This is a genomic window from Micromonospora sp. NPDC050784, assembly GCF_044456765.1.
GTDB lineage: Bacteria > Actinomycetota > Actinomycetes > Mycobacteriales > Micromonosporaceae > Micromonospora > Micromonospora foliorum.
Window position 1 is genome coordinate 97,486 of the sequence record NZ_JBITGG010000005.1, and the last position, 15,314, is coordinate 112,799.

15 protein-coding genes are annotated in these 15,314 nt (G+C 71.1%); 5 read left to right on the plus strand and 10 right to left on the minus strand.

What is annotated here, in order from left to right; all coding sequences use genetic code 11:
* Nucleotides 1-113 precede the first annotated feature (113 nt).
* Both ACIBD9_RS08685 and ACIBD9_RS08690 read left to right on the plus strand, forming a co-directional pair.
* Nucleotides 114-299, plus strand: coding sequence for a hypothetical protein (locus ACIBD9_RS08685; protein WP_396715842.1), 186 nt, complete (start codon nucleotides 114-116; stop codon nucleotides 297-299).
* Nucleotides 300-616: 317 nt separating this feature from the next.
* The gene (locus tag ACIBD9_RS08690) at nucleotides 617-1,339 is read left to right on the plus strand and encodes a SigB/SigF/SigG family RNA polymerase sigma factor (protein ID WP_396716181.1); all 723 of its coding nucleotides are present in this window, start codon (nucleotides 617-619) and stop codon (nucleotides 1,337-1,339) included.
* A 6-nt stretch (nucleotides 1,340-1,345) separates the two neighbouring features.
* Here the strand turns inward: ACIBD9_RS08690 and ACIBD9_RS08695 are convergent, their stop codons facing one another.
* Both ACIBD9_RS08695 and ACIBD9_RS08700 read right to left on the minus strand, forming a co-directional pair.
* Nucleotides 1,346-2,413 carry a DUF2855 family protein gene (locus ACIBD9_RS08695; protein WP_396715844.1) on the minus strand — a complete coding sequence of 356 codons (1,068 nt, stop codon included), beginning with the start codon at nucleotides 2,411-2,413 and terminating at the stop codon, nucleotides 1,346-1,348.
* Nucleotides 2,414-2,508: 95 nt separating this feature from the next.
* Entirely contained in the window at nucleotides 2,509-3,726 is a 1,218-nt protein-coding gene (locus ACIBD9_RS08700) for a PP2C family protein-serine/threonine phosphatase (protein ID WP_396715846.1), read from the minus strand.
* 308 nt (nucleotides 3,727-4,034) lie between these two features.
* Here ACIBD9_RS08700 and ACIBD9_RS08705 point away from each other — a divergent pair, with 308 nt between their 5' ends.
* Nucleotides 4,035-5,027, plus strand: a complete 993-nt coding sequence (locus ACIBD9_RS08705; RefSeq protein ID WP_396715848.1) for an ice-binding family protein — start codon at nucleotides 4,035-4,037, stop codon at nucleotides 5,025-5,027.
* A gap of 56 nt (nucleotides 5,028-5,083) precedes the next feature.
* On the opposite strand, the gene ACIBD9_RS08710 is transcribed toward ACIBD9_RS08705, so the two are convergent.
* The 5 genes from ACIBD9_RS08710 to ACIBD9_RS08730 form a co-directional block, all read right to left on the minus strand.
* Complete coding sequence (locus ACIBD9_RS08710; protein WP_396715850.1) at nucleotides 5,084-6,574, minus strand: glycoside hydrolase family 130 protein; 1,491 nt, start codon at nucleotides 6,572-6,574, stop codon at nucleotides 5,084-5,086.
* The gene (locus ACIBD9_RS08715; protein ID WP_396715852.1) at nucleotides 6,571-7,623 is read right to left on the minus strand and encodes a glycosyltransferase; all 1,053 of its coding nucleotides are present in this window, start codon (nucleotides 7,621-7,623) and stop codon (nucleotides 6,571-6,573) included. Before ACIBD9_RS08715 ends, ACIBD9_RS08710 begins: the two co-directional genes overlap by 4 nt.
* Nucleotides 7,620-8,756 (minus strand): glycosyltransferase, encoded by a 1,137-nt coding sequence (locus tag ACIBD9_RS08720; RefSeq protein WP_396716183.1) that lies wholly within the window; start codon nucleotides 8,754-8,756, stop codon nucleotides 7,620-7,622. The genes ACIBD9_RS08715 and ACIBD9_RS08720 overlap by 4 nt, the downstream gene beginning before the upstream one ends.
* A 116-nt stretch (nucleotides 8,757-8,872) precedes the next feature.
* Entirely contained in the window at nucleotides 8,873-9,877 is a 1,005-nt protein-coding gene (locus ACIBD9_RS08725; protein WP_396715854.1) for a glycosyltransferase family 4 protein, read from the minus strand.
* Nucleotides 9,874-10,047 carry a hypothetical protein gene (locus ACIBD9_RS08730; RefSeq protein ID WP_238661919.1) on the minus strand — a complete coding sequence of 58 codons (174 nt, stop codon included), beginning with the start codon at nucleotides 10,045-10,047 and terminating at the stop codon, nucleotides 9,874-9,876. The genes ACIBD9_RS08725 and ACIBD9_RS08730 overlap by 4 nt, the downstream gene beginning before the upstream one ends.
* 420 nt (nucleotides 10,048-10,467) lie before the next feature.
* Here ACIBD9_RS08730 and ACIBD9_RS08735 point away from each other — a divergent pair, with 420 nt between their 5' ends.
* On the plus strand, nucleotides 10,468-11,649 hold the full coding sequence (locus ACIBD9_RS08735) for a low temperature requirement protein A (RefSeq protein ID WP_396715856.1): 1,182 nt from the start codon (nucleotides 10,468-10,470) through the stop codon (nucleotides 11,647-11,649).
* A 7-nt stretch (nucleotides 11,650-11,656) separates the two neighbouring features.
* On the opposite strand, the gene ACIBD9_RS08740 is transcribed toward ACIBD9_RS08735, so the two are convergent.
* The 3 genes from ACIBD9_RS08740 to ACIBD9_RS08750 all read right to left on the minus strand — a co-directional run bounded on the left by ACIBD9_RS08740 (nucleotide 11,657) and on the right by ACIBD9_RS08750 (nucleotide 14,259).
* Nucleotides 11,657-12,688, minus strand: a complete 1,032-nt coding sequence (locus ACIBD9_RS08740; RefSeq protein ID WP_396715858.1) for a medium chain dehydrogenase/reductase family protein — start codon at nucleotides 12,686-12,688, stop codon at nucleotides 11,657-11,659.
* 88 nt (nucleotides 12,689-12,776) lie between these two features.
* Complete coding sequence (locus ACIBD9_RS08745; RefSeq protein WP_396715860.1) at nucleotides 12,777-13,319, minus strand: TetR/AcrR family transcriptional regulator; 543 nt, start codon at nucleotides 13,317-13,319, stop codon at nucleotides 12,777-12,779.
* 58 nt (nucleotides 13,320-13,377) lie between these two features.
* Nucleotides 13,378-14,259, minus strand: coding sequence for a helix-turn-helix domain-containing protein (locus ACIBD9_RS08750; RefSeq protein ID WP_396715862.1), 882 nt, complete (start codon nucleotides 14,257-14,259; stop codon nucleotides 13,378-13,380).
* 154 nt (nucleotides 14,260-14,413) lie between these two features.
* Here ACIBD9_RS08750 and ACIBD9_RS08755 point away from each other — a divergent pair, with 154 nt between their 5' ends.
* The gene (locus ACIBD9_RS08755) at nucleotides 14,414-15,280 is read left to right on the plus strand and encodes an oxidoreductase (RefSeq protein WP_396715864.1); all 867 of its coding nucleotides are present in this window, start codon (nucleotides 14,414-14,416) and stop codon (nucleotides 15,278-15,280) included.
* Nucleotides 15,281-15,314: the final 34 nt, after the last annotated feature.

A 15,314-nucleotide genomic window follows, 5' to 3' on the forward strand; every position in this document is an offset into this window, starting at 1 on the left:
GCACAGGACACCAGCATTCGGGCGCGAGCGTGTGCGCCGAAGCGTCACCAGGTCGCACGGCCGACGTTGCCGAGGCCCCAGACGCACCCCTCTCGTAGAGACAGGATCCCTGCATGACATCGAACGACAACGGTCGACCTGCCCTGTTCCTCGCCACGTCGAACGGCGACGGGCTCGACGGACCCGCGGTGACCTTCGACAGCAGCGAGGAAGCCATGCGGCAACTGCGCCACCCGTTCGCGGTGCAGCCGACCCAGCCGACCCCGACCGCTGTCGACGCCTCGGAGCAGCGCGGCTGATCCCAGCGCGCTGTCCCCACCCCGAACGCCTGCTCTCATACTTTCGGCTAGGAAATAGTCAGTCTTTCGGGTAGTGTCCGGGTCATCAAGTGAACGACATGACGCGGTGGCGAGGCCCGTGCTCGTGGCCTTGCGACAGCGCACCTTCGCCCGTACGTGCGCCCCGGCGGTAGCCGGTTCGGAGACCCTTCCGGTCGACTCGATCGACGGGCACGTGCGGGAGGGACCATCCCATGGCCATCATCGTCGAGAACGCGACCAGCAGCCGCGTCGACCAGCGGAGCAGCGACCAGAGCCCGGAAGAGCTTCTCGCCGCGATGAAGGCGACCCAGGCCGACGACCCCCGCCGCCCAGCCCTGCGGGACCGCGCCATCGAGGCGTGGCTGCCGCTCGCCCGGCACCTGGCGCGCCGCTACGGCGGACGCGGCGCACCCGATGACGACCTGGCCCAGACCGCCTTCGTCGGGCTCATCAAGGCCGTGGACAACTTCGACCACGACCGAGGTGTCGACTTCAGCGGGTACGCCATTCCCACCATTATCGGCGAGATCAAGCGCTACTTCCGGGACCGCACCTGGGCGGTTCGCGTACCCCGCCGCCTCCAGGAGCTGCGCCTGTCGATCAGCGCGGCGAACAGCGCCCTGACCCAGAACCTCGGCCGCTCGCCGACCGTCGCCGACATCGCGTCCTACCTCGACGTGACCGAGGAGACCGTCCTGGAGGGGCTGGAGGGTGCGCGCGCCTACCGGGCCACGTCGCTGTCCACCCCGACCGGAGCTGACGGCAGCCGCGAACTCGGGGACACCCTCGGCGACGACGACTGCGCGTTCGATCTCGTCGAGATCCGCGTCGCCCTCGGTCCAGCCCTCGCCACGCTGCCGGCACGCGAACGCGAGATCCTGAGCCTGCGCTTCCACGGCAACCTGACCCAGGCCCAGATCGCCGACCGGATCGGCGTCTCGCAGATGCACGTGTCCCGGCTGATCACCCGCTCGCTGGCCGCGTTGCGCCTCCAGCTCAGCGAGGACATCGCCGCCTGAGCCCGGTCAGAGTTGGATGACGTGGCCCACCCGTGGCGGTGTACGACCGGCGAGAACGTCGAGCCACGCGTGTTGCAGGGCCGCCGGCCCGGCGCCCACCCGGACGTCCAGCCACCCGCTCACCACGGCGGCGAAGCGTTTCCAGGCCTCGGTGAACCGCTGGTCGAGCCCGTCGCGGCCCCAGTCGTGGCTGCGCTTGCGCATCTGCACCGGCGCGAAGAACACCTCCTCGGCGGCGTCGGCGTTCGGCGTCTGGTTGGTGAGCCCGACCGCGATGTCCCGGACGAGCCGGTCCCCGAGGCGCCGACGCAGGGCGGCACGGGTCGAGGGCGCGCCGGACAGGTCGAGGTAGACGGTCGGGACCACGTCGAGGGCGTCGAGGGCGTCGTACGACACGACCTCGTCGTAGCAGCCGAGCGACCGGGTGAACGCCAGGTTGCCGGGTGAGGTGAGACCGACCAGGCGCGGCCCGCGCCCGTGCAGCTCGAACGCGGCGGCGTACGCGGTCTTGCTCGACGCCGAGGACACCAGCAGCGCCTCGGCACCGTAGAAGTCATTGTCGACAACCTGGTCGGCAAGCATGAACGAGGTGAAGAACAGCGGCCGGAACAGGATCAGCAGATCCTCCTGGTCGCGCTGGTACGCCGGGTCGCCGCTGGTCGACCGGTACGCGTTGTACGGCGACGGCAGCTCGGCCCGGTGTGGGCTCGCCTCGCGGAACCCGGACGCGTCCACCCGGTCCGGCCGCACCACGAGGTGACCGGCGGGCGGGAGGTAACCGTAGATCCGTTGCCCCACCTCGACCCCGGCCACCGCCGAGGCGACCACCTCGGCGAAGCCCCAGAGCGGCGGGAGGCCCCACTGCGGCCCGAGCCCCTGGGCCGCCGGCGGAAAGAACTGCCAGTAGCGCATCGAGTCGCCGAGCACCGCGTACGTCACGTTGTTGGCGGTGAGACCAACGCGGTCCACGCGCAGCAGCGCCTCGCCCTTGGCCACGGCGGGGGTGGAGCCATCGACGAGCGTGGTCTGCCCGAGGTCGTCACGCGCCACGGCGAAGGTCCATGAGTCAGCCATGAGGTGACGCTAGACAGCCTCGCAATCGGAGACAAGTGCACTGCGAGTGCAAAATCCCACTGCGGGGTTCGCGGGTCGGCGACGCGCCGGCGCGGTCAGGGGCCGGTGCCGGCGGCGAGGTCGCGGAGGTGCGCGAGCGGCAGGTGCGGTGGCCGCCACTCCACGAAGAGGGCCGTCGCGTCGTCCTCGAGCTGGTCGTCCTGGTAGCCGACGACCGCGCGGACCAGACGACGCATCGTCTCCGGGCTGGGCAACCGGTCGTTGAGGGCGCGGTTGACGAAGTCGACGAGCCGGTCCAGCCCGAACTGCTCCCCCTCCGCGCTCCGGGCGTCGGTGATGCCGTCGGTGTAGGCGAGGATGCGGTCACCGGGGTGCAGATTCTCCATGTGCACCCGCGGTCGGTGCGGGGACAGGTGACCCAGGCCGAGCGGCAACATGGTCGGCCCCGGCAGCTCCCGAACGGCCTTGCCGTCGCGCAGCAACATCGCACCGGGATGCCCCGCGTTGATGATGCTGAGGTGGCCGGTCCGACGGTCCAACTCGATCAGCAAGCCGGTCGCGAAGAAGTTCGGGTGCTCGGACCGCACCCACCGGTCGATGCTGATCGCCGTGTCGACCAGATCGAGGCCGCACCGACGGGCGTTGCGGTACGCGCTGACCACCAGCGAGGCCAGGGTGCTCGCCTTGATGCCGTGCCCACAGGTGTCGAAGAGCCCGACGCTGAGCACGTCGTCGTTCAACGCGTAGTCGAAGATGTCGCCGCCGACGTCGTAGCACGGTTCGAGGATGGCGGTGACCACCAGGTCGTCGGTGGCGAAGGTCAGCGGCGGGAGCAGGCCCCACACGATCTCGGCCGCGACCTGCATCGGCATCCGCCGCCGCATCCGCTCGACCACGTCACCGTAGAGCCGGCGGTTGACCAGGATCTGGGCGATGTTGACCGCCACCTCCCAGGCCGGACCGTCCATCGTCTGGTCGGCGGCGGCCGGCGAGACGATCTCCAGTACGCCCATCCGCTCACAGCCGAGCAGCAGGGGCACCCAGACCCGGTCCGGGTTGTCGGGCGCGCGCTGGATGTCGAGGGTGGTGAAGGCCCGACCGGCGAGTGTCGTCTCGATCGGCAACTGGTCCCGGTCGAGACCCGCGCCGAGCAACGGCACGAGGAGGGTCTGCGTGTAGTCGGCCAGATAGATCACGATCTCGCTGGCGTCGATTGCGGGCGCCGCACGGGCGACCAGCTGCGACACCTCGTCCGGGCCACCCCGGGGCGCGTTGAGCTGCAACCAACGCACCACTTCGCCGACGTCGCCCACGCTCCACCTCCCCGAGTCCTCCCCGACCCTCGGGAGCACGTAGTGCGAGCGGTGAGGCTACCTTGCCCCGCCGCGTTCCTCGCGCGCTGATCGCCCAGGTCGGGTAGACCGACTGCTCTTTCACCCCAAGTGCCTCAGGCATCTCACAGATTTGGCAGCTTTTGCGAAATAGGTGTGCAAAAGTCCGATTGAGCAAACCGTGGCTCGCTGCGGCCTCCAGCCGCCGCACAACCGGCCTCTGGTGAGATGCCTTCGCGAAAGGGCACGTCGTGACAACCAAACTATTCAGCCATCCTCGGCGCGGGGCCATGTCCGCACTGGCGGCCGTCGCCGCCAGCGGCACAGCCGTTGCCGTACTCATCTTCAGTGGCACCGGCGCGAGCGCCGCCGAAGCACCGGTCGACCTCGGCACAGCGGCGAACTTCTCCGTGCTGGCCGGCACCACGGTCACCAACACCGGGCCGACATTCCTCGCCCAGAGCCTCGGCGTCAGCCCCGGTAACACCGCGCCCGGCTTCCCGCCCGGCATCGTCGGCGGCGAAATCCACCTCGGCGACGCCGTCGCACTACAGGCCAAGAACGACCTGACCACCGCCTACAACGACGCCGCCGGCCGGACTCCGTTCACCAACCTTCCGGCCGAGTTGGGCGGCACCACGCTGCTCCCCGGGGTCTATCGGATCGGCGCCGCGCAGCTGACCGGCACCCTGACGCTCGACAGTCAGGGCGACCCTGCGGCGGTGTTCATCTTCCAGATCGCCTCGACCCTCATCACCGCGCCCAACAGCAGCGTCGTGTTCATCAACGGGTCCTCGCCCTGCAACGTCTACTGGCAGGTGGGCAGCTCCGCCACGCTCGACACGGGCACCCGGTTCATGGGCAACATCCTGGCCCAGACCTCGATCACCATGAACACCGGCGCGACCCTCCAGGGCCGCGCCCTGGCGCAGACCGGCGCCGTCACCCTCGACACCAACACCATCAACGCCCCCGTCTGCCTCCAGCCGACGGGAACGCCCACCCAGACCCCGACCGGCACGCCCACGGGCACGCCGACCAGCACCCCGACCGGCACGCCCACAGGCACCCCGACCGGCCAGCCCACAGGTACGCCGACCGGGCAGCCCACGGTCACGCCGACGGGGCAGCCCACGGCACGGCCCACCCGCAGCGAGTTGCCCGTGACCGGCAGCAGCGGCGATGCCGCTCTGCTGCCCGTCCTGACCGGAATCGGCAGCGTCGCCGTCGCCACCGGCGCGGCCCTGCTGGTCCTCTATCGACGACGCAGGTCTGAGTCCTGACCGATGCGCCCCGGCGGCCGGTGACCAACCGGCCGCCGGGGCGGCACCACCGGCGCTCACTCGTCCCGATTGCCCGACGGTGGGGCCTCGACCATCGCGCTCAGGAGCGCGGACAGCGGCACGGTGGCGAATCCCACCCGCGCGTCGCTCGCCCCGTACGGCATCCACAGCTCACCGTCGTGCACGAGCGCGCCGCAGGAGTAGACGACGTTCGGTACGTACCCGTCCCGGTCGTTCTCGTCGGGTGCGAGAAGCGCACCAGGCAGGTGGGCGACGACCCGCTCCGGTGTGTGCAGGTCGAGCAGGAGCGCACCGATCGCGTACGAACGCATCGGCCCGACACCGTGGGTGAGCACGAGCCAGCCGACGTCGGTCTCGATCGGTGATCCGCAGTTGCCGACCTGGATCAACTCCCAGCTCTCGCCCGGTGCGTGCAACGGCGTCGGAGCCTGCCAGCGGTTCTCGCCGTCCAGGGCGGTCAGGCCGATGGTCTCGCCGTCGGCACGGCAGAGCGCCAGGTGCCGGCCGCCGACGGTACGCGGAAACAGCGCGAGCCCCTTGTTCCGGGCACCCGGCCCGCGCATCGGGGTCATCTCGAACCGGCGCAGGTCCTCGCTGGTCAGTGCGCGGGTGGCGATGTTCCGGCCGTCGTAGGCGGTGTAGGTGGCCCGGTACACCGGCCCGGACTCATCGACGAAGCGGACGAACCGCGCGTCCTCCATGCCGTTGCTCTCCGCCGGGGTGGCTGGCCACAGCACCCGTTGGTGCAGGACCGTGTCGGCCGGGAAGGCCGTGGCGTAGCTACCGGCGTTGGTACGACGCAGTTGTTCGACGGTCCCCAACCCGGTGCTGCGGGAGAGCAGATCGGGTGGCAGGTTGCCGAGCACCCGCTCGAAGGCGGCCTCGTCGTACCACTCGGGCAACGCGTCCAGCACCGTGGCCGTGACCTCGTTGTCGCAGTCCTCCTCGGCCAGGCCGGCAACGAGCAGGTCCCGGCGGTGCCGTACGCCCGTCCGCTGCCCGACGGCCAACGGCCCGGTCCGATCGGCGATCGTGAGCTGTTTCCCCGGTCCGACGATCGCGGTGGCGAAACCGATCGAGGACACGTGGCCCTCCCCGACCTGGCGCAGGCTGACGGCGACGCGCAGCTGCCCGGGGCCGAGACCGGTCTGGTCCGGGTAGGCCACCATCGACGGGTTGCACAGGGCGGCGGCCTCGACGGCGTACTCGTGGCTGAAGTAGGCGCCGACCAGCAGCCGGCTGTTCGGCGAGAGGTCCCGGGCCCGCGCGGCGCGGTGCCGGACCAGGTCGTAGTGGTGGTGGAAGGTGCCGGCCAGGTCGCGGTGCCGGGCGCCGAACCGGTCCAGGGTGTCCCGCAGCAGCCGGGCGGTCTCCTCGTCGTCGAGGTGCGCGACCCGGTCGATGAGCGCCTGCGCGCGGTTCCGTACCACTGCGGCGTCCTCACCCGGAACGAAGAGCTTGACGATGACGCGACGTGGATCCGGGGTGAGGGTGACGTCCTGCCGGACGGCCAGACTCCCGGTCACGACCACCGCCGGGCGTGCTGCAGGGTGGAGATGAGCGCGAGGGTGGACTCGGCTCCCTGGTTGAGGTTGGGCCCGTGCGCGGTCAGCCCGTCGTAGCCGCCGCCGGTCGCCGGATCCCACATCGGCGTGCCGAGGTCGTTGTCGCCGAGGAACCACCCGACCGCCTGCCGCACCTCGTTGTCCCACTCCGGGTCCCCGGTGACCGCGGCCGCCGTGGCGCAGGCGTCGGCGAAGGCGGCGACCTCGATCGGCTGCTGGTCGTGCCGCAGTCGTACGGCGCCGCGCCGCCAACCCCCGGCGGGTACGACCGACAGCCGCCCGTCGCGGAGCTGGACATCGCGCAGCCAGGTCAACATGCGCAGGCCGTCGTCGAGAGGTGGGCCACCCTCGCGAAGCTGACTCGCGGCGATGACCACTTCGGCGAGGGCGGCGTTGGCGTACGTCAGCTCCTGCCGTGGCCACGGCCAGCCCGGATCGGAGGCCGGGGGGCCGATCGTGCTGGCCGCGTCCGCCAGCAGGGACGCGGCGACGACATGGCCCGGGTGGCGACGGAGCACCTCGACCGCACCCAGACCGGCGAAGGCCATCGTGTGCGGGGCCTTGGCCCGCCGGACGGCACCCCGGCTGAAGGCGACCAACGCCTCCTCGCGTACCCATGGGGCGGGGCTGCGGGCGACGGCCGTGCCCAGGCCCCACAGAGCTCGACCCCACCAGTCGCCGAGTCCTGGTTCGTCGACCCAGCGGCGATCGTGCCCGAGCCGGTTGCGGAACGCGCCGCCGTCGTCCTGCGCGTGGGTCAGGAACGCCAGGTATCGCTCCGCCAGCTGGAGCAGTTCCTCGCTCGGCTCCGGCTCGCGGCCGACGACCACCAGGCCACGGGCCACGTCGTCGGTGCAGTAGCCATGCTCACGCCGGACGATGGCGTGCCGTGCGTGCTCGAACAGACCGGTGTCGTCGCTGAGCCGAGCCAGGTGCGCGAAGCTCGGCGCGGGTGCCGTCCCCCAGCGCCCACCCGTCGCTATCCGGGGGCGTCCGGTGGTCGCCGTCACGCCGGCACGGCGCTGGCGGCGGGCGAGCGGGCGTCGACGAGCTCTTCGGCGAGGGCGCCGTAGCGGGCCGCCACCGCGGGCCAACGCAGGTGCGCGGCCAGTGGACGAACCCGCCCGGCCAACCGGGCGGTCAGGCCCGGTTCGATCAGGACCCGCCGGATCGCCTTGGCCAGTGCCGTCGGGTTCTGGTGGGGTACGACCAGACCGGGCCCACCGGTCAGCAGCTCGACGGCGTGCGGGAACGCCGTCGCCACGACGGGCACCCCGGCGGCCACCGCTTCGATGAGTACGCCGGAGGTGACCTGTTCGCGGGAGTCGTAGGGCAGGACGACCACGTCCGCGGAGCGGATCAGGCGGCCCAGCGCCTCCTGGTCGTGGTAGACGTCCTGGTAGTCGACGGCGTGCGCGACGCCCAGCTGGGCACCGAGCTGGTGCAGCCCCGCCCGGTACGCCTCACCGTGGTGCTCGATCACCTTCGGGTGGGTCCGCCCCGCCACCGTGTAGGTCGGAGTCGGTTCCAGATCCTGCAACCGCGCGAGGGCCCGCAACGACCACTCGATGCCCTTGCCCGGCCCGAGCAGCCCCCAGGTCAGCAGGTGCGGACGGGTACGCCTGTCGACGGGTACACCGGCAAGCTCGGCCGCGCCGTGCGGGATCACCGTCACCTTGCCCGCCGGCACGGCGTACCCGACGAGCAGCCGGTCGCGGGCGGTGTCGGTCATCGTGACGACCGCTCCAGCGGTCGCCACGATCTGCTCCAACAGGGATTTCTGCCGGGCCGAGGGCTGGCTGAGCACGGTGTGCAGGACCACGATGCTCGGCACGCTGAGCCGCCGCAGCAACGGCAGGACCTCCTCGCCGTCTGTGCCGGGGTAGATGCCGTACTCGTGCTGGACGATCGCCACGTCGTACGCGTTCAGAGCGGCCGCCGCCTCCCGCCAACCGGCCGGGTTCCGCGACGACCAGGTGTGCACCACCCCGGGCACGGGCCGCTGGTCGTCGCCGTGATCGGTGACCCGGACGATGCCGCCGCGGGTGCCGTCGGCGGTCAACTGGGCGGCGAGGGCCGCGTTGAAGGTGGCCAGTCCACACCGGGTCGGTGGGTGGGTGCTGAGGAATCCGTAGCTGAGCATGAACGTCGGGCCTTCCGGTTGTCGGCCACCGCAGGAGTACGGGGTGAGCCTCACGCGGGAACGGCGTACGCCGGTCAGCGTGTGTGACCGGCGGAACGGAGAGCGGTGCGGTTCAGTCAGGTGCGGACGAGCTTGTCGTAGACGGCCAGATAGTCGGTGACCATCCGGTCCGCGCCGAAGCGCTCCAGAGCCCGCGCCCGACACTTCACCCGATCGAGGCCGGCGACCCGGGTGACCGCTTCGACGGCCTGGTCGACGGTGGAGACGAGAAGACCCGTCACCCCTTCGTCGACGACCTCGGGCATGGACCCCCGCTTGTAGGCGACCACCGGAGTGCCACAGACCATCGATTCCACGACCGACAGCCCGAACGGCTCGTCGAAGGCGATCGGGTGCAGCAGTGCGGTGCTGTCACCCAGCACCTCGGCACGCCGTCGCGGACCCACCGACCCGAGGAAGACGACCTGATCGCCGTCGATGTGCGGGGCGACCTCTTCGGTGAAGTACCGCTCGTCCTGCACGATCCCGCAGATGGTCAGGGGCCGGCCGGCGCGGCGGGCGATCTCGATCGCGGTGTGGGTGCCCTTGTCCGGGTGGATCCGGCCGAAGGCGGCCAGCCCAGGACCGGCCTCGTCGGTGAATGGCAGTCCGCCGACGTCGACGCCGTGGTACACCGTGGCCACGTAGTCGAGCTCCGGCGCCCGGTCGGCGTCGGAGATCGACACGTACGACGAGCGGGCTCGGCCGTAGGCGGGCAAAATCCCCGCGCCGGAGAAGCCGTGCACTGTGGTCAGCAGCGGCGCGCGGCAGTGTTCTGCGAACGCCAGGGGCAGCCAGTCCAGGTGACTGTGCACCAGGTCGAACTGCGCCGAGCGGGCCATCGCGTGCGAGACGTGCATCGCCTCCCACACCCGACCGTCCAGGTCGGGGTCGTCCGCGTACCCCCGTGGGCAGACTCCGTCGAGCTGGGCGGATGTGACGGAGTCCAGTGTCGCGAACAGCGTCACGTCGACCCCGCGGCTGACCAGCCCCTCGGCGAGCAGCCCGGTCACCTGCTCCCACGGGCCGTAGTGGTGTGGGGGCGTACGCCAGGCGACCGGTCCGAGCAGCGCAACCCTCAAGGGGAGGACGCGTCGACGAGATCAGCTGGGTTGAGGTTCAGGGTGGCGAGCAGCCCGGAGTGCTTGGCCGGGTCCACGCGCTCCGGCAGCTCGCGCTCGACCCAGTCGGCCCGGGCCTGCTGGCCCCGGTCGCGAAGTGCGGTGACGATCCGGTCTCTGGCGATTCTCATCTGGTGCTCCCCTGGTTGAGGTGTTCAAAACGATCATTCGCACGGACAGCGGTGCGCACGCGCGGTTGGATTCGGACCACCAACCGTTCGGACCGCGATGACGGGCGAACCCGGCGGCCGGGGACGTGGTCGGCGATCGGCCAGCACGACCAGCGAGTCGCGGCGACGGGGATGACGTTCGGTAACGCCCCTGATGGGCTGATGGCGACGGCGTCTGGCGGCCACCGGGTTCCCGGGCGACATGTTCACCGTACGCCTCGTGACGTGCGGCTGCACACGCACGGGCAGCCGGGCCGGTTCGAAGGCGCTGCCCAGCAGCCTGGATCCGGCACCTCGACGAGGACCGGCCACCAACTTTGCCCGAGTCGCCGCCTATGTCGCACTAGGCTCGAAGGTCCGGAGCACGTAGGCGGGCACCTGATGACGACCGACCAAGCGGTAGGGCTGACCCGCGAGGATGAGGGGCCCCAACGGGCGACCCTGCTGGAACTCTTCCTCGATCTGGTGTTCGTCGCCGCGCTCGCCCTGACGTCGCGGACCCTGGCACAGCGTCTCGACTGGGTCGGGCTCTTCGAGACCATGGTGCTGTTGACGGCCATCTGGTGGGTCTGGGCAGCGAGCGCCCTGGCAACCGAGCTCCAACACCTCGGCCACCCACCGATCTTCGCCGTGACGCTCTGGGTCATGTTCGGGACGATCCTGATGGCGGGGGCGTTGCCCGAAGCCTTCGCCGGGCACGGGCTGGTCTTCGCGGGCGCGTACGTGGCGATCCAGGTGGGACGTGGCACCTTCCTCGTGGCCGCGCTGGGCGGTCGAATGGAGCAGCAGCGTTCCGGTCGGTTGATGTTCTGGTTCGCCGTGTCCGCCGTACCGTGGCTCGCCGGTGCCTTCGTCAGCGGTCCGGCCCGGGGCCTGCTGTGGACCGCCGCGCTCGCTGTCGACTACGCGGCCGCCTGGCTTCGTTACCCCACACCGCGGATCGGTCGTCTACCCACACGCCACTACGCGGTCGCGGCCGACCACCTGGCGGAGCGCTACCAGCAGATCTTCACGCTCACTCTCGGCGACCTCATCCTCGTCATCACCCTGACCTACGCCGCCCACGACCTGACCATCGAGCGGACGGCGGCACTCCTGATCGGGTTCGCCACGACCGTGCTGCTGTGGCAGATCTACGTCCACCGGGCCGGGGCCCTGCTGAAAGCCGCCATCGAGGCTTCCCGGGACCCGGGCGGGTTCGTACGGTCCGCGCCCAACACCCATCTCCTCATGGTGGCCGGTGTCGTGGCCGCCTCCGCCAGCTTCGAGGTCATCATCAGCGAGCCCGCCGAGGAGACGTCGCCGTGGTTGGCCGGCCTACTCCTCGGCGGGCTCGCACTGTTCCTGCTCGGACGCGCCCGGTTCGAGTACGAGGTGTTCAGCCGTGTGTCGCCGTCTCGACTGCTCGCGCTGCTCGCGTTGGCGGTCGCGGGACCCGTCCTGGTGCTCACCCCGGCACTGGTGGCCGGCCTCGCCGCGACCCTGGTGCTCGCCGGAGTTGCCGTCACCGACAGCATCCGGGCCCGCGGAAGGCCGCCCGAACCACCGATGCCCTCGACGTAGTGGCTGATCAGGGCTCCAGCACCACCTTGCCGGCCCGGCTGCGTGCCTCGGCGAACACCAGTGCCGCGGAGACCTCGCTGAGGGGGTAGCGGGCGGCGATCTGCGGCACGATCACTCCCTGCCGCAGCAGGTCGAGCACGGTGCCGAGGTCGGTACGCAGACGACGCCGGAACGCGGCGCGGCGGGTGAGCCGACCGGCCCAGAAGTTGTAGAAACCGGCCCGGTGGCCGTCGGGCAGCGCGTTCCAGGTGTAGAGGCGGGTCAGCAGCTTCACGAAGACCCACACGACCGGCTGCCCGGTGCCCACGGCGGCGGCGTTGCCGTAGACGACCAGCTTGCCGCCGGGGGCGAGCAGGGCGTACGAGGTGCGTACGCCCGGGCCGGCGACCGGGTCGAAGACGGCGTCGACGCCGCCCGGCGACAGTTCGCGGACCCGCGCGGCCATCTCCGGGTCGCGGTAGTCGAGCGGTTCGACGCCGAGTTCGCGCAGCCCGGCGTGGTGCCGGGCGGCGGCGGTGCCGATGACCCGCAGGCCGAGGTGTCGGCCGAGTTGGACGAGCACGCTTCCCACGCCGCCGTTCGCGCCGTGCACGAGGATGGTCTGCCCGGCCGTCAGGTCGGCGTCCCGCAGCATCTGCCAAGCGGTCACCCCGTTCACGACGACGGTCTCGGCCGCAGCGGGGTCCAGACCCACGGGTACGGGGGCCAGGACGTCGATGTCGACAAGCGCGTACGTGGCCCAGGCACCGGTCTTGGTGACCGCCGCCACCCGGGTGCCGACCAGCGCGCCGTCGCCGCCGGGACCGACCGCCCGGACGGTGCCGACGAGGTCGTAGCCGGGCACGAACGGGAACTTCGGCTGGCCAGGGTAGAGCGCGTGGCGCATCTGCTGCTCGGCGAAGGAGATGCCGGTGGCCTCGACCTGGACGAGCGCCTGCCCCCGGGCGGGGACGGGCATCGCGCGCCGGTGCAGCAGGAGGCCGTCGGGCTCCACCACGCCGGGCAGTACCACTTCGGTGATCGTCGTGTCGGTGGTCATCGGAGCACTCCCTTGTTTGTAAGTGTGCACTCACACACTTATCGGGCTCGAAAAGTGGGCCGCCGAAGCGGCCCGGCAACGGGGTCGGTCAGGGGTGGCGAATGCCGGCGGTCAGGGCGCGAGCCCAGGGCTCCGGAACCTGCTCCAGGCCGGCGGTCACGATCAGGTGACACAGCTGGCCGTACGCGAAGAACTGCTGCACCTGCGCGTCGCTGGCACCGGCCCGACTCTGCACGAAGGTCGCCACCCGCCGGTAGCCGGCCCGCACCGCCTCGGCGACCTCCGGGATGTCCGTGACGGCCTGCGCCTGCACCTGGAAGAGCAGCAGATCGCGATCGGCGATCAGCTTCGCGTAGGCACCGCCCATGGCGTCGAGGATCTCCTCGGGACTGTCACCCTCGGCGCGCTCCGCACCCGCCTCGATCGCGTCGGCGATCCGGTCGAAACACGCTCCGGCTGCCGCCACGAACAAGCCGAGCTTTCCGGAGAAGAGCCGGAAGACGTACGCCTCGGAGATGCCGGCGGCGGCGGCCACGGCGGTGACCGGGGTGGCGTGGAAGCCGGCGCGCGCGAACACCGACACGGCGGTGTTCAGGACGGTGACCCGGCGGGCCTCGGCGGTGGATCGCATGTTTGTAAGTGTGCACTCACAAACAAACGTCGTCAAGCCCACCGCTCAGCTGTCCCGCTCACTCCAGCGGATAGAGGCGGGCCGGGTCACCGGGTCGGAGGCTGTCCGACGCGTCGTCCGCGGCACTGGCGGCGATCGAGCCGAGCAGCGCCAACGAGCGGGCGGACTCCGTACCGGGCTCGGCGTGGTAGATCACCAGAAGCTGCCCGTCGGCGCCCGCCACCGCGAGCTTGTCGCAGTACAGGTCGAGGTCGCCCACCTCGGGGTGGTGCAGCCGGCTGACCACGCCCTCCCGGCGACGCACCTCGTGGCGCGCCCACAGCTGTCGAAAGCAGTCGCTCTTGAGGGACAACTCCCCCACCAGCGCCGCCAATCGTGGGTCGTCGGTGGCCGCGACCGAGTCGGCGCGCATCTGCCCCACCACGCTCTGCATCGCCTGCCGCCAGTCGCGGAACAACTCCCGCTCCGCCGGGTCGAGGAACACCGCGCGCAGTCGGTTTGCACCCGGGGCGAGATTGGGCGACAGCGCCCTCGCCATCGGGTTCGAGGCCAGGATGTCGAGGTAGCGATTCTGCACGAACGCCGGCATGGAGAGCTCCCGCAGCAGGTGCAGGATGCTGGCCGGCACCCGCTCGGCGGCCGGTCGGGCCGCCCGGCGCGACCGCGCACGGCTCAACCCGATCATGTACGCGGTCGCCTCCGGGTCCAGCCCCAGCACCCCGGCGAGGGCATCGAGGACCTGCACCGAAGGGTGCCGCTCACGACCCTGCTCCAACCGGAGGTAGTAGTCGGCGCTGATGCCGGCCAGCATCGCCACCTCCTCGCGCCGCAGCCCCGGCACCCGGCGCAGGCCCACGCCCGGGCCGAGCCCGACGTCCTCGGGCCGGGTCTGCTCCCGGCGGGCACGCAGGAAGTCGCCGAGCGGGTTCGTTGCGTCCATGCCACGACGGTAGATCGCCGGGCGGCCCGGTGACTGGCTGTGTCACTACCAGGAACAGCTCGCCCTGTCGCCCGGGCGGATGCCGGCGCACAGTCGTCGGAGGGCCGGTTCCGAGCGGCCCCGGATGTCACGACGACGACGGACAGAGGATGACATGAGCGAGAACCTTCCCGGCGGTGCCCTCACCCCCGCTGACGGCCTCACCCTGAGCCGGATGGGCTACGGGGCGATGCAGTTGGCCGGCCCGGGTGTCTTCGGCCCGCCCCGCGACCCCGAGCAGGCGCTCGCCGTGCTCCGCGAGGCCGTCGACCTGGGCGTCCGGCACATCGACACCAGCGACTTCTACGGACCTTTCGTGGTCAACGAGCTGATCCGCGAGGCGCTCCACCCGTACCCCCAGGGTTTGCACCTGGTCACCAAGGTCGGTGCGCGCCGCGGCGCCGACCGCTCCTGGATCCCGGCTCTGGAGCCGGACGACCTCAAGGCCCAGGTCCGGGAAAACCTGGAACACCTCGGCCTGGACGTGCTCGACGTGGTCAACCTGCGGGTAGGCGTCGCGGAGGGCACCAGCGGCGAGCCGCTCGGCGCGCAGTTCACCGCTCTGGCCGAACTGCGGCAGGAGGGCCTGATCCAGCACCTCGGGCTCAGCAACGTCACGCTCGACCAGCTCACCGAGGCCCAGGCCATCGCGCCGGTGGTCACGGTGCAGAACCTCTACAACGTCGCCAACCGGCAGGACGACGCCCTGGTCGACAGGTGCGCGGCGGAGAACATCGCGTTCGCGCCGTTCTTCCCGCTCGGCGGGTTCACGCCGTTGCAGTCCGACACGCTCGACAGCGTGGCCGCCCGGCTGGGCGCCTCGCCGCAGCAGGTCGCCCTCGCCTGGCTGCTCCAGCGCTCCCCCACCATCGTGCTGATCCCCGGCACCTCCAGCGTGGCGCACCTGCGGGAGAACATGGCGGCGGCCGACCTGAAACTGCCGGCCGACGCCATCGAGGAGTTGGATGGGCTGGCTTCCTAGCTAGTGCTGGTGCGGCCTCGCAAGTGCTGGTCCG

Excerpts from the sequence above, each read along its gene's own strand:
- ACIBD9_RS08685 (WP_396715842.1), top strand. The coding sequence starts at position 114 with ATGACATCGAACGACAACGGTCGACCTGCCCTGTTCCTCGCCACGTCG.
- ACIBD9_RS08690 (WP_396716181.1), top strand. The coding sequence starts at position 617 with ATGAAGGCGACCCAGGCCGACGACCCCCGCCGCCCAGCCCTGCGGGAC.
- ACIBD9_RS08695 (WP_396715844.1), bottom strand. The coding sequence starts at position 2,413 with ATGGCTGACTCATGGACCTTCGCCGTGGCGCGTGACGACCTCGGGCAG.
- ACIBD9_RS08705 (WP_396715848.1), top strand. The coding sequence starts at position 4,035 with ATGTCCGCACTGGCGGCCGTCGCCGCCAGCGGCACAGCCGTTGCCGTA.
- ACIBD9_RS08720 (WP_396716183.1), bottom strand. The coding sequence starts at position 8,756 with ATGCTCAGCTACGGATTCCTCAGCACCCACCCACCGACCCGGTGTGGA.
- ACIBD9_RS08730 (WP_238661919.1), bottom strand. The coding sequence starts at position 10,047 with ATGAGAATCGCCAGAGACCGGATCGTCACCGCACTTCGCGACCGGGGC.
- ACIBD9_RS08735 (WP_396715856.1), top strand. The coding sequence starts at position 10,468 with ATGACGACCGACCAAGCGGTAGGGCTGACCCGCGAGGATGAGGGGCCC.
- ACIBD9_RS08740 (WP_396715858.1), bottom strand. The coding sequence starts at position 12,688 with ATGACCACCGACACGACGATCACCGAAGTGGTACTGCCCGGCGTGGTG.
- ACIBD9_RS08745 (WP_396715860.1), bottom strand. The coding sequence starts at position 13,319 with ATGCGATCCACCGCCGAGGCCCGCCGGGTCACCGTCCTGAACACCGCC.
- ACIBD9_RS08750 (WP_396715862.1), bottom strand. The coding sequence starts at position 14,259 with ATGGACGCAACGAACCCGCTCGGCGACTTCCTGCGTGCCCGCCGGGAG.
- ACIBD9_RS08755 (WP_396715864.1), top strand. The coding sequence starts at position 14,414 with ATGAGCGAGAACCTTCCCGGCGGTGCCCTCACCCCCGCTGACGGCCTC.